Here is a 12898-nt window from a genome sequence, read left to right on the forward strand (position 1 = left end):
ACTGGGATCGTTCATGGGAGAATGGGAGCCTTTGCTCCCTCCCCTTGGAAAGGGGAGGGCTGTGGAGGGGTAAAAGACTACGCAAAAACTCAAACAGATTCGTCGGTACGAGATCGTCCCATCGCTGGAGCTTTTACCCTGAAAATCGACGATCCATTGCCGAGTTTGCGGTGGATCGAACGGCTGGTATCATGGAGATCTAAATGGCGACAAATGCCCTATGGAGATCAGGCGATTTTCCTGACTGCAACTACATTTTGGGAAGTCGGTGGCTTTGCGGAAATACCGATTATGGAAGATTTTGAACTGATCCGACAATTGCAACGCAGAGGGCGAATTGAGATATTAGCTGCGCCAGTGGTGACTTCGGCGCGGCGTTGGCTGAAGCGGGGTGTCTGGAAAACGACGTTAATCAATCAATCGATCGTGTTTGGCTATCTAGTCGGAGTTTCACCCGCACGACTGGCTACTTGGTATCGTCGTAGTTAAGAAAATTAAACAAGGTCGGATTGTTGACAATCTGGGCATACTAGGCTGGGGAATCTGAAATTTTGCGTGCTACCGCTTCAAAACTGTTTGACAGATTCTAGCCGCATTACCAAAATTTTCTCGCTAAATTGTTTCAGCCGTTTGCGATTGAATCACTGCACTCCAATTATCATCAGTCATCGCAGCGGCGAACTGCTCGCGTTTTTGCTCGTTGGTAATGGCGGCAGCATCTAATTCTCGACTTAATGCACTGTCAGCCATCGCCCGCCGTAGTTTGAGCTTCTTCTCCTCATATGCAGCTTGCTCATCTGCTGACATTGCCGCTTTCGCAATTTCACCGACAGTAGTCGCCCAAACTCCACCCGCACCAGTATTTCCAGGTGGAACTTCCGCTAATTCGGCAATCCAGGTATCGCGCAAGCTTTCCATTTCTTCCCGTTTGGGAAACTTAAATGGTTGTACCCGCACGTAAGCACAGATCTCGCTTCCATGTTCGGCGAGATGCCCCTTGAGGGAAGTCAAAACATTGCGGGAGTATCCGACGTATTGAGTTTTGTTAGCACTGTTGAGGACGGCATATACCCCCGCGACACGCGCATTTTCTGCTAGTGATTGCCAGTCAGTCAGGGTCAAAATGCTGTCGCTATCCAAATTTAACTGCGCTGGAGTAGTCGCAACAGCATGTTCGTCAGCCGCACTATACAAGAAGTCGTGCAAACCCTGATGATTGGCTGGGACGTTTTGATGCTCGATCTGTAAATCCGGCGTATTTTCCACGATCGTCAATTCCATATGTAAGAAGCTAGCCACCATTGTAGATCGTTGCTCGATCGGGTCGATCGCATCCGACACCTTTCTTTGCGAGGACATATCCCCGACTTCTCCAAGCAGTCGGGGATATAACAGTAATTTTCGCCATTCAATTGCAGTATCGATCGAACTATCTAAGTACTGGGTGATTCTATTTTCTGTCCTAATTTTGGTTCGGTACCAGCGATAATCCGTTGGATGTTGGTATTATGTCGCCAAATTACGTAGATACCGCCAACGATCGCAAAAATAACCGATGGTAATGGTCGATCGAATACGAGCATCCAAATTGTCACTGAAACTGCGCCCGCGATCGAACTAATCGAGACAATCCGACTAATGGCGATCGAGATGCCAAATATGACGATCGTTGCTAATCCCACTTGCCACGACATTGCCAGTAAAACGCCCACGCCTGTGGCGACAGACTTACCACCGCCGAAATTTAACCAGATCGATTTACTGTGTCCTAGAATGGCTCCTGTCGCTGCTAGCGGCACTAGATAAGCTTGCCACTCAACTGGAAGTGTGGGCGCGAGATTGAAGGTAAATATGGCATTAGCAATTGCTACAGCTACGGCACCTTTGAGGGCATCAATTAGTAACACGATCGAACCAGGCACTTTCCCCAATGTTCGCAAGACATTCGTCGCACCTGTGGAACCCGAACCATGTTCGCGAATATCGATGCCTTGAAGCAATTTTCCGGCTAAATAGCCAGTCGGCAAAGAGCCGAGGAAATATGCGAGCGTGAAGATACCGATGGCGATGATCATGTTAAGTGGCATTCAGGTGTGATGGGGTGGATCGACTCACTTCAATCGCGATCTGCTTGAGGACAATAATATTCGAGACAGATGCGCAACATCTGTGGGTCGAAGATAATTGGTAAGAAGTGAATGCTGTTGACTTCTTTAAAGTAAAATAGAATGGGGACGGGCTGCCAGAAAATTTTCCAGGTTTCCCATTCTTGATAAGGAAAAGCGCGGATTAATTTAGTGCTCCGGTAGACATTGAGGGCTGTCGTGGTGAATTCTAGTTTGATGAGGGCAGTTTGGATCGACAAAAATAACCCAAAGATGCCAATCGCTACACCCACCCAGACTTGAATTGCGGCGATAGGAATGGCTGCGGCAACAAGGATGAGTGGAATTGTGTAATTAGGGACGAGTTCGACTTTAGCAGGTAACTGAATTGGTGCGGGTGTCGTTGTCACAGGGTTTAGATCTCGATCTCTACAACTAGTCTATTTTAACCAAAATCGGGGTTCAATTTCCCATGTCAACGATCTCCTTTAGCCCTAATTTAGCGACGAGACAAGGACATCAAAATTTGCAGGACGTACCAAAATAGTAAAGCTACTGAAGCAAATAACTCCAAGGAAGCCGCAACATATTGACCTTTGGTATAGTGGTGCATAATCTTCGATGTATCGTAGAGGATTGCCGCCATTGCAAATCCAACCATCATCACCGAGAAAAATACACCTAGGGTAAATCCAAAGATTACACTACAGATAATTAGTCCTAGTGCAACGCAGCCACCGATTTTGAGTGCGCCACCCAGGAAGCTAAAATCTTTGCCAGTTGTAAAAGCAACTGCGGTCAAACCAACAAACATCAGTGATGTTAGAATACCTGCGGTTGGGACGATCGTCGGATCGTAGAGATTATTGGCAATAAATATTAATGGCGCAAATAGGATCGCTTCCGCTGCCACATACAGCCCCAATCCAGTATACTGCAACGAGACTGAATCTGCTTTGCCTGCTAATTCTCTCGATAACCAGCCCAAAACCGAAAATGCGGCTAAGATGGCTAACCAGCTCAAACGGCTGCCCATTAGAGCTGTTGTCAAAATTTCAGCAATCCCCGACTGAATCAGGAATGTCTCTAGCAGGATAAACGCACCTACCGCTCCAGCCAGATGAGTATAGGTCTTTTTGATAAACTCAGCCCGCTCTTGGGGCTGTTCTCTAGCGACAACATGCATAAATTAAATCTCCAAAACTATCGATTTGCTTAGTATCGATGCACAGCTTCTCCAGTGGAGAAATGACTGTTCAATAGATACAGATCGATCGCACCTAAATCCGGAAAGTTATAAGATATTGTAAAGTCTAGAGGGTAGGGGAGTAACGGAGTAACGGAGTAAGGGAGTAAGAAACACTCGCACACCCCATACGGTGGTACAGCCAACTCCCATGATATTTACACCACCTAATAGTAGATTCCCAATTCTCAATTCTCAATTAAAACATGGTTCATTTAGGTCTATTCTGTCCCGCTGAAACTGGTCATTTGAATACGATGCTGCCGTTGGGGCAAGAAATGCACCGACGCGGGCATCGAGTCACATTTTTTGGAATAGTTGATGCGAAATCGAAGGTGTTAGCGGCTGGCTTGGAATTTCGATCGATCGGCGAAGCAGAATTTCCGGCTGGTGCGAGCGATCGATTGTTTGAGGAACTCGGTAAATTGAGCGGTGTGGCAGCCCTATTGTACACAATGGATTGGATTAAACAATCTGCAATAGTATTTCTCAAAGAAGGACCGAATGTGCTCAAAGATGCCCAGATTGAAGCAATATTAGTAGACCAAATTTCACCCGAAGGCGGAATTGTTGCCGAATTTTTAGATATTCCGTTTATCACTATTTGCAGTGCATTACCTTTCAACCAAGAACCAACAATTCCGCCGCTATTTACTACGTGGAAATATAATCCATCTTGGTGGGCGGTACTGCGAAATCAGCTCGTGTATCAGCTCGTTAATCCTTTTACTAGATCGATAAAAAAATTAAGATCTGATTATCGTAAATCATGGAAATTGCCACCGGAAATTAGTGCTGATTCCCAATTAGCAATCTTGACTCAACAACCAGCCGAATTTGAATATCCGAGAAAAAGTCTACCAGACTATTTCCATTTTACTGGCCCATATCACAACCAGACTAGTCGCAAACCAGTCGATTTTCCGTGGGAGCAGTTGACCGATAAACCACTGATTTATGCTTCGATGGGCACCTTGCAAAATCAATTGACTGACGTATTTAAGGCGATCGCCGAGGCTTGTGTGGGACTAGATGCTCAATTGGTCATTTCGCTCGGTGGAGCCAGCTTAGAATCGCTACCAGCCTTGCCTGGAAATCCGATCGTGGTGAGTTACGCGCCGCAATTAGCATTACTAGAACGCGCCGCAGTTGCGATTACCCATGCGGGGATGAATACCGCGCTAGAATGTTTGACCTATGGTGTGCCGATGGTAGCAATTCCCGTGACTAACGATCAGCCTGGAGTCGCGGCTAGAATAGCCTGGACTGGTGCAGGCGAAATCGTTCCATTCAATAAATTAACTGCGACGAGATTACAAACAGCCCTAAATTTGGTATTAACTGAGCCAAGTTATCAGGAAAATGCCCTCAGACTCAAACGATCGATCTCTGAAGCTGGTGGTGTCAATCGGGCGGCGGATATCATAGAATTAGCTATCTCTACTAGACAGCCAGTCAATCGGGCATGAAAAAACAAACGATCGAATTGAGTAAATATACTGCAGCCTATACGAGTATCGGGGAAGGTATCCCCGTAATTTTGTTACATGGCTTTTTTGGTGATGCTTGGACACTAGATTCGATCGCTAAAGGATTATCAGATAAATATTGCTGTATCAGTTTAGAATTATTGGGTTTTGGTGATTCTTCCAAACCAAATATCCGCTATTTAATCGAACATCAAGTTGATTTCTTACAAGAATTTGTAATTGCCAAGGATATATCAGAATTCTATTTGATCGGTTATTCTTATGGTGCTTGGATGGCGGCGGCTTATGCAATTACGATGAATGATAATTCGATCTCAATTCCACATTTAGCCGGAATGGTGCTTGTAGCTCCAACGGGAATTAGGGATGATAGTTTTGTCGGGCGATATAATTGGCTCAAGCCATTGGTATGGCAAACACCACTGGTAGACTTGGTATTAAGTTCGATCGCTCCATTTGCTAAATTAATGAAATATCAATACTTTGAAACGATCCTGGCAGCACGTACAGCGATCTCAACACAACCAGCCGCTCGATCGTTTTTGATCGATCGACTCAAGCCAGAAGATGCCGTCGATACAGTCGAAAATGATATCGATCGAATCACAATTCCTACCCTTATAATTGCTGGTGAAATTGATGGAACTATTCCCTTATGGCATTCCCAAACCTATGCCGAAAAAATTCCCCAAGCTAGTTTAGAAGTCATTCTTGGAGCAGATCACGATTTAGTTCAGACTCACAGTGAAGAAGTTACTCGATCGATTATTAATTATTGGAAGTGAATAGCGAAAAGTGCGGTCTTGGGGTTTCCCCAAGTGGAGCACCTTTTCAAGACAGTGAATAGTGGATAATTGACACCTCTCACAACCGTTAGATCCACTCTCTATCAGTCTGTTTTAACAGACTTAAGCTATTAGCCTGGGGCTTAATACCCAGGCAGGCAAAGAGCGGAGCAGAATACGAACGAGCGGCGATCGTTAACCCGTTGGCGTAGAATCTACGCGAGGAAAAACTCACGTTAACTAGCTATTTTTCAAGCATCCACTCGACTAGATACTTTTAACTTCTTTCAATAAAGACTGAAGATCTGAAGTTGCCATCCGCGCACCAAGTGTTGTGACTAATTTAGCTGAAGCCAAAGAACCTAACCGTCCCGCAGTTGCCCAGTCCATCCCATTAGTGATGCCATATAATACGCCACCAGCATAGATATCACCAGCACCAACAGTATCGATCGCTTTAACTGGAAAAGGTGCGATTTCCAGTAATGTTTGACCGTCAAATATTAACGAACCTTTGGGACCAAGGGTGACAGCAAATGTTTTAGAAATGGTTTTTAGATACTTAATCGCTTCAGCTAAATCTTGAGTGCCAGCTAGCTCGAATGCCTCACTTTCATTAGCAAATAATAGATCGACTCCAGTACCAACCATGTCTAAAAGTCCCTGTTTAAAAAACTTCGCCATATTTTGATCTGATAGCGTTAGAGCGACTTTTTGACCTGCATTAACAGCAATTTCTCTGGCTTTAATTGCAGCTTGCTTACTATTTTCACCCGTAACTAAATAGCCTTCAATATAAGTATAAGTCGAGTTAGCGATCGAGTCTGGTACTAGTTCGATATCTGACAAGCCAGAAGAAATGCCCAGAAAGGTATTCATCGTCCGATCTGCGTCTGGAGTGACGAAAACGAGGCATTTACCTGTAATGCCTGGTTCGGGTGGGTGAAGTTTGAGATTGGTATCGACACCAGACTCCAGCAAATCTTTGAGATAATATTCTCCAGGCTCATCATTGGCAACCTTACAAGAGTAAAATGCTTTACCACCAAATTGACTGACAGCCACAATTGTATTCGCCCCAGAGCCACCACAAGTGCGTTTGGTAGCACAATCGCCGAGATGACTTAAAATTTTATTCTGACTGGCTTCATCTAATAGCGTCATCACACCTTTGTCGATGCCCAATTCTACTAGTACCTCTGGCTCAACTTCGCATTCTACATCGAGGAGAGCATTACCTAGTCCATATATATCGTAACGTGTCATAAAAATTTAATTAGTAAACAACAAGATACTTACTATCTCCTCGATCGACAGTACCATACATAGCCATCTTCAGTTTACGACTTACGACTTACCACTTACGATTTACGACTTACGACTTATTTTACTCTTCGCTCTGACGTTGACGCACATATCCAGCGATACCACGTTGGGAATTTTTGATAAAATCACAGATTTCTCGGACTAAATCGGAATCGAATTCAGTTTCTAATCTTGCTAAAGCTTCAGGAATTAGTAAATTCGATTGATACAGGATTTTAAAAGCACGTTTGAGCGTTAATCTTTCATCCGCTGTAAATCCCGCTCGACGCAAACCGATGCTATTTAAACCCATTACTTTATTCAGCGTCGTACTGCGCGTCATGCAGAATGGGGGAATATCTTTATGTGCGGCAGAACCCCCCGCCATCATTACCAATCTACCAACTTTGGCAAACTGATGAATCAGACAATTTCCACTAATAAATGCGCGATCTCCAACTTCAACATAACCAGCCAAAAGTGCGCCATTAGCTACAATGACATCATTACCGAGCTGGACATTATGGGCGAGGTGACTGTATGCCATTAATAGACAATTATTGCCTACTGTCGTAGTCGTTCCAGCTTTGGTGCCGCGATGAATTGTTACGCCTTCTCTCAGGGAACAATTGTCCCCAATTTTGACATAACTCGGCTCATCTTTGAATGCTAAATCTTGAGGTATATCGCCAAGGACAACATTACTATGAAGATGACAATTTTGCCCGATCGAGGTGTAAGGTAGCAGGGTGACATGAGCGTCTAAAATACAATTATCCCCAATTTCTACATCATGTCGAATGTAGCAAAATGGACCGATCGAGACGTTGGCCCCAATTTTAGCACCAGACTCGATCGCGGCGGTGGGATGTATTTGCATAGATGGCGAAGCTCAACTTTCAACTTTCAACTAAATTATCGATCGTTACTTTGCATTTCTTTTGAGGCACGATAGGCATCTGCCATTCTACCAAAGTTAACTTTAAATTCTGCCACACCTAACAGACTACCTTTGACGGTTTCATCTTCTTCCCAACAGGCAGAAAGAATACCATAGCTTAGTCCCAATACACTCAATCCCAAGCAGCCCATACTAGTCAGCAAGACTACTGTATTGGGAATTTTGAATAAGTGGTTGACGATCGCTAAATAACTGCCAATGAAGATCGACATGCCCATAATAATGGGAATCCCACAAAATACCAATACCCGCCGAATCATTCGTTGACTGACAACTTCAGGAATAAAACCAGCATCTCGTTCTGCCACTGCTGGCGATGAAGTCTGTGGTTTAACAATTGGTGTCCCTTTTTTCGTGGCGGATTTACGCGACTTGTTACTATTTTTTGGTTCAAATGGTACCGATTGGCGGGGATTCTCGGCAGGCATATAGCTGTTCTTCTATTAAGTGAGATATGTGCGTGAGGTGATGAAAAAGGTTAGAGAGTAGAGACTAGGAAAGAGCTTTTCTAGTCACTAGCCACTAGCCACTACTTTCTAGGTACTAGTCTTTGACACGACGAATACCTAGACTATCAGCTAGATTTTGGTAACGTTGAACGCTGTCAGCCTGGATGAACGCCAATAGACGTTTGCGTTGTCCGATCATTTTCAACAAGCCACGGCGAGAAGCATGATCGCTTTTATTCGCTTTGAGGTGCTCGCTGAGACGGTTGATTCTCTCAGTCAGCATCGCGACTTGGAGATCGGAGGAACCTGTATCGGTTGCGTGCAACTGATGCGCGGTCATGATTTCTTGCTTACGTTCTTGGGTTAGGGTCATGAATACTGAAAACTTTGATTAAATTTTGCAACTTACTATTTTAACATTTACAGTTCGATTTGACTATGATCGATCGAAAATTCGATCGCCACACATGATTATTTTTGAAGTCGGAAGCTTTTCTGCCAGGTTGGATGGGTAGTATAGGTCTAACTGAAACTTTTAGAACCACAATGTTAAGACAAGAAGAGCGGATCGTTCGCCTCGACCAACTTTTACGCAATCGAGATCGCACTACAGCCCAGTATTTAGCAGATGAATTGGAAGTTAGCGAACGGACAGTCAGAGCAGATATTGCCTTTTTGCGCGATCGATTACACGCGCCGATTCTTTATGCAAAACAGCAAGGCTATCACTATCAAGATCCCACCTGGCGATTGTCTACATACCCACTTACTCAAGGCGAACTTTTCGCGCTAACGCTGGGGGCAAGAATGCTCAAAGCATATAGTGGCACAGCCTATCGGCAAGAACTAGAGACAGCAATTGCCAGGTTGAGCGAACGACTACCAGAGCAAAACTGGGTAGATTTACAGAAATTATCAGAAGAACACATGTTGTTCCGTGCTGAAGCGACACTAGATCTCGATCCAGTGATTTGGAATAATCTCGAAAATGCGTGTCATCGCCAACAGTCCGTACAGATGACCTACTATACCGCGAGTCGGAATTCGACTAGCGATAGAGTATTCGATCCTTACTTGCTCCACATCTATCGCGGAACTAATCCCTATGTGATTGGCTACTGTCACAACCGCAAAATGATTCGGTGGTTTCGAGTGGATAGAATTCGGAAGTTAGAGCCGAAAATCGATAGCTTTGTCCGCGATCCTAATTTTGAACCAAGCCAATATCTCGACCAAATTTTTCAATGTGAGGTGGGAACTGGAACGGTAGATGTAAAGATCCATTTCAACCCAGCTACGGCTCCATATATTCGAGAGCGTAAATGGCATCCAAGCCAGAAACTAATAGAACATACGGATGAGTCTGTGACGCTGACGATGACAGTAGGTGGATTGAATGATATTAAACGTTGGGTTTTGAGTTATGGCAAGGGAGCTAGAGTTTTGAGTCCGCCTAATTTGATAGCAATGATTAAGGCGGAAATTGAGGGAATGATGAGTTATTACACCGGAGATTGAAGATGACAGAAAGATTTTGGGCAAAGACGGGCGACGCTAAGTTTGAAAATGGCTCTCCGCAATATCATCCAGTGATTTGTCACTTGGCAGATACAGCATCAGTGGCGATGGAAATAGTTAGGAATTATCTGAGCCAAAGTGCGATCGATCGACTGGAAATTGGACTAGGATTGCAGGGTGAATCTCTGATTAGATTTTGTGGATTCATTGCTGGTAGTCACGATTTGGGGAAAGTTAGTCCAGCATTTCAGTTTCAAGTTAGCGAAGTGGGGAAAGCACTGGTTGGAGACAATATTTATAGCGTGTGGCACGATTACTCCGCAGAAATTAAGCGAGGTAAAACGCCTCATGGCATAGTAACAGCGAAAACTCTACCAGAATTTTTAATTGAATTAGGAATAGAGAAAAGTTTATCTAAAAAACTTGCGAAAATCGTGGGTGGGCATCATGGCTTTTTTCCATCTAATAAAGATATTCAAGATTTAGACGATTTGCTAGCTGGAACGAAGGAAGGGAGCGCGTGGCAACGATTCAGTCATGACATCTTCATTCAACTCCGCGATTTTGTGGGTTTAACAGAATCGGATTTACCGTCTCAATGCAATAATGCTGCTGCGATGCTGATTGCGGGATTGACGACGGTATCGGATTGGATTGCTTCTAATCCCGATGAAAAGACTGGATTTCCTTATGCAAACGATCGACTATTTGCTGAATACGCGATCGAATTACCAGCCAAAGCCAGACAAGCGTTAACCGCGATCGGGTGGACAAAGATCGCCCCAGGCAAGCCGTTGACATTCGGCCAACTATTTCCTCAAAATCCCATTCCGCGACACCTGCAAGACGCAGCAATCGAGCTTTCAGAACATCTACAGCCGCCTTGTCTAGTCTTAGTTGAAGCTTCAATGGGGGAAGGCAAAACTGAAGCGGCTTTATATTTAGCCGATCGACTTCAACATCAAGCTGGTGCTGGTGGCTTTTATATTGGGCTACCAACTCAAGCGACGAGTAATGCAATGTGGAAACGGGTACAGAGCTTTTTAGGACAGCGTTATCCGCAACAGGTTGTAAATCTCACCCTCAGTCACTCGGCGGCAGCCTTGAAGCCGGAATATCAGGAGACAGTTTGTCGTTTAGACCAAGTTTACGATGAAGATGGGCGAGTAGCGGCTGGAGAATGGCACACGGCAAGGAAACGAACAATGCTGAGTCCGTATGGGGTTGGGACGATCGACCAAGCTTTGATGGGAGCAGTGCGATCGCGTCATCAGTTTGTACGTCTATTTGGTTTGGCGGGGCGAACTGTAATTCTGGACGAAATCCATGCCTACGATCTGTACACAGGCACTTTACTAGAAAGGTTTCTAGAATGGCTGGCTCTATTGGGTTCACCCGCGATCGCGTTATCTGCCACTTTACCCGCTAGTACCCGCGCTAGGTTGGTTAATGCTTACGCACGGGGTTGTGGGATGGTAGAGCCAGAACTACCACCAGCAGAATATCCCCGCATTACGGCTCTGACATTTGAAGGCGCGATCGTTAAATCTTTTCCAGCTTCAAACCATGTTACTCGATCGCTCGATCTCAATTGGGTTGATGAAGAGAATTGGGGCGCAGAGTTGGCATCGAAACTAAGCGATGGGGGATGTGCGACGGTGATTTGTTCGACGGTGGCTCGTGCCCAAGCGGTATTCGATCGATTGCGAGAGTATTTCCTACCAACAGAATTAGGACTATTTCACGGACGATTCTTGTTTGTCGATCGCGAACGAATTGAAGCCGACTGTCTAGATAAATTTGGTAAAGATAGTAAAAATCGTCCCAAAAAGTTTGTTTTAGTAGCAACGCAAGTAATCGAGCAAAGTTTGGATGTAGATTTCGATTTAATGATAAGCGATATCGCCCCGATCGATCTACTTCTACAGCGATCGGGTAGACTCCATCGACATCCAGAGCGAAAAGCGACACGTCCAAGCCAAGTCCAAGAGCCTACTCTATGGATAATTAAGCCGCAATTAAACGAGCATCAACATATTGACTTTGATGCAGCGGGATTTATCTACGATCGCCATGTTTTGCTACGAACATGGTTCACTCTTCGCGCTCTAAATACGATCCAATTACCCGATCTCATGGATGAGTTAATTGAGTCAGTTTATGACTTAGAGATGGCTATTCCTGACTCATTAACATCGATCGAACAGACAGATTGGCAAACGTCTCTAACTGACTACCTCCAAGATTGTCAGGAACAAAAAACACTCGCTCAAAGAGTATATCTTCCGCCCGCTCGACAAGATGCAAAACCCGAACACTTTACCCGCCAAGGGGAGGAAGATGATGAAAGTGCGATCGCGGCGATGACTCGATTGGGTGAGACTTCGGTTACGACCATATTTATTTCGCAAACGGAAGAAAAACGGTTAATTAGTTCAAAACCTCCAAATCTAGCGCAAATTCGGGAACTCTTAGGTTGTAGCACTCGAATTTCTAAGCGGGGGCTAGTCAATGCGCTGATGGCTCAACAGAATCCACCAGCCTGGAAATCTGCCCTGCTGCGAAACTGTCGCTACGTGGTTGTGGACGATGGCGGAATTGCTCGGATCGGTGAATGGGAATTGGAGCTAGATCCGCTCAAAGGTGTAGTTATTACTAAAATATCTGAGTCTTAAACTAAACAATGTCTTTTAACCTCACACAAGAACGCTGGATTCCGGTCGTCAGTCATGGCTGGCAGCAGCAGGAAGTATCCCTAATCGAACTATTTAATGATTGGGGTAAATATCGAGAAATTCAAGCTGACAATCCCCCAACAACACTCGCTTTGCATCGCTTTCTGATTGCGATTTTACATCGTGCTTATAATGGCCCTCGTGATGAAGAGCATTGGGAAGAAATTCGAGCAGATGGCGGACAACAAGCGATCGATTATCTTCAGCAACACGCTGATAAGTTCGATCTATTTCATCCTGAACATCCATTCATGCAGGATATTTCGATCGAGAGTGATGCCTCTGGGGAAATCTATCAAGCGGC

Annotated in this window: 13 protein-coding genes and 1 pseudogene; 6 read left to right on the plus strand and 8 right to left on the minus strand. The window is 44.8% G+C overall.

The features are described from left to right. Positions 1 to 489, plus strand: a pseudogene (locus RMO55_RS20285) (hypothetical protein); the annotation flags it as partial. Between the two features lie 123 nt (positions 490 to 612). On the opposite strand, the gene RMO55_RS20290 reads toward RMO55_RS20285, so the two are convergent. The 4 genes from RMO55_RS20290 to RMO55_RS20305 form a co-directional block, all read right to left on the minus strand. Further along, positions 613 to 1266, minus strand: coding sequence for a GIY-YIG nuclease family protein (locus RMO55_RS20290; protein WP_396134428.1), 654 nt, complete (start codon positions 1264 to 1266; stop codon positions 613 to 615). A gap of 167 nt (positions 1267 to 1433) precedes the next feature. After that, the gene (gene plsY / locus RMO55_RS20295) at positions 1434 to 2087 is read right to left on the minus strand and encodes a glycerol-3-phosphate 1-O-acyltransferase PlsY (protein WP_310429704.1); all 654 of its coding nucleotides are present in this window, start codon (positions 2085 to 2087) and stop codon (positions 1434 to 1436) included. Between the two features lie 29 nt (positions 2088 to 2116). Continuing rightward, positions 2117 to 2515 carry a DUF3119 family protein gene (locus tag RMO55_RS20300; RefSeq protein ID WP_310429706.1) on the minus strand — a complete coding sequence of 133 codons (399 nt, stop codon included), beginning with the start codon at positions 2513 to 2515 and terminating at the stop codon, positions 2117 to 2119. 89 nt (positions 2516 to 2604) lie between these two features. Continuing rightward, the gene (locus tag RMO55_RS20305; protein ID WP_310429708.1) at positions 2605 to 3291 is read right to left on the minus strand and encodes a Bax inhibitor-1 family protein; all 687 of its coding nucleotides are present in this window, start codon (positions 3289 to 3291) and stop codon (positions 2605 to 2607) included. A 266-nt stretch (positions 3292 to 3557) separates the two neighbouring features. Here RMO55_RS20305 and RMO55_RS20310 point away from each other — a divergent pair, with 266 nt between their 5' ends. Together RMO55_RS20310 and RMO55_RS20315 are read left to right on the plus strand one after the other, a co-directional pair. Continuing rightward, entirely contained in the window at positions 3558 to 4820 is a 1263-nt protein-coding gene (locus RMO55_RS20310; protein WP_310429710.1) for a glycosyltransferase, read from the plus strand. After that, on the plus strand, positions 4817 to 5626 hold the full coding sequence (locus RMO55_RS20315; RefSeq protein WP_310429712.1) for an alpha/beta hydrolase: 810 nt from the start codon (positions 4817 to 4819) through the stop codon (positions 5624 to 5626). Before RMO55_RS20310 ends, RMO55_RS20315 begins: the two co-directional genes overlap by 4 nt. A gap of 267 nt (positions 5627 to 5893) precedes the next feature. Here RMO55_RS20315 and RMO55_RS20320 read toward each other — a convergent pair whose 3' ends face one another. The 4 genes from RMO55_RS20320 to rpsO form a co-directional block, all read right to left on the minus strand. Next, entirely contained in the window at positions 5894 to 6892 is a 999-nt protein-coding gene (locus tag RMO55_RS20320; RefSeq protein WP_310429714.1) for an adenosine kinase, read from the minus strand. A gap of 121 nt (positions 6893 to 7013) precedes the next feature. Then, positions 7014 to 7811, minus strand: coding sequence for an acyl-ACP--UDP-N-acetylglucosamine O-acyltransferase (gene lpxA, locus RMO55_RS20325; RefSeq protein ID WP_310429716.1), 798 nt, complete (start codon positions 7809 to 7811; stop codon positions 7014 to 7016). 35 nt (positions 7812 to 7846) lie between these two features. Continuing rightward, positions 7847 to 8320, minus strand: a complete 474-nt coding sequence (locus tag RMO55_RS20330) for a PAM68 family protein (RefSeq protein ID WP_310429718.1) — start codon at positions 8318 to 8320, stop codon at positions 7847 to 7849. Positions 8321 to 8435: 115 nt separating this feature from the next. After that, on the minus strand, positions 8436 to 8714 hold the full coding sequence (gene rpsO / locus RMO55_RS20335; protein ID WP_310429720.1) for a 30S ribosomal protein S15: 279 nt from the start codon (positions 8712 to 8714) through the stop codon (positions 8436 to 8438). Positions 8715 to 8887: 173 nt separating this feature from the next. On the opposite strand from rpsO, the gene RMO55_RS20340 reads away from it, so the two are divergent. The 3 genes from RMO55_RS20340 to casA all read left to right on the plus strand — a co-directional run. Beyond that, entirely contained in the window at positions 8888 to 9859 is a 972-nt protein-coding gene (locus RMO55_RS20340; protein ID WP_310429722.1) for a transcriptional regulator, read from the plus strand. 2 nt (positions 9860 to 9861) lie between these two features. Next, positions 9862 to 12534, plus strand: coding sequence for a CRISPR-associated helicase Cas3' (cas3, locus tag RMO55_RS20345; protein WP_310429724.1), 2673 nt, complete (start codon positions 9862 to 9864; stop codon positions 12532 to 12534). 8 nt (positions 12535 to 12542) lie between these two features. Next, on the plus strand, positions 12543 to 12898 hold a 356-nt coding region (gene casA, locus RMO55_RS20350), incomplete at its 3' end, for a type I-E CRISPR-associated protein Cse1/CasA (RefSeq protein WP_310429726.1).

It is taken from the genome of Chamaesiphon sp. VAR_48_metabat_135_sub (assembly GCF_031418915.1).
Lineage (GTDB): Bacteria > Cyanobacteriota > Cyanobacteriia > Cyanobacteriales > Chamaesiphonaceae > Chamaesiphon.

Bases quoted from the DNA above. Each gene is read 5' to 3' on its own strand.
- RMO55_RS20330 (WP_310429718.1), bottom strand. From the start codon at position 8,320: ATGCCTGCCGAGAATCCCCGCCAATCGGTACCATTTGAACCAAAAAAT.
- RMO55_RS20315 (WP_310429712.1), top strand. From the start codon at position 4,817: ATGAAAAAACAAACGATCGAATTGAGTAAATATACTGCAGCCTATACG.
- RMO55_RS20305 (WP_310429708.1), bottom strand. From the start codon at position 3,291: ATGCATGTTGTCGCTAGAGAACAGCCCCAAGAGCGGGCTGAGTTTATC.
- RMO55_RS20310 (WP_310429710.1), top strand. From the start codon at position 3,558: ATGGTTCATTTAGGTCTATTCTGTCCCGCTGAAACTGGTCATTTGAAT.
- RMO55_RS20320 (WP_310429714.1), bottom strand. From the start codon at position 6,892: ATGACACGTTACGATATATATGGACTAGGTAATGCTCTCCTCGATGTA.
- RMO55_RS20340 (WP_310429722.1), top strand. From the start codon at position 8,888: ATGTTAAGACAAGAAGAGCGGATCGTTCGCCTCGACCAACTTTTACGC.
- plsY (WP_310429704.1), bottom strand. From the start codon at position 2,087: ATGCCACTTAACATGATCATCGCCATCGGTATCTTCACGCTCGCATAT.
- cas3 (WP_310429724.1), top strand. From the start codon at position 9,862: ATGACAGAAAGATTTTGGGCAAAGACGGGCGACGCTAAGTTTGAAAAT.
- rpsO (WP_310429720.1), bottom strand. From the start codon at position 8,714: ATGACCCTAACCCAAGAACGTAAGCAAGAAATCATGACCGCGCATCAG.
- lpxA (WP_310429716.1), bottom strand. From the start codon at position 7,811: ATGCAAATACATCCCACCGCCGCGATCGAGTCTGGTGCTAAAATTGGG.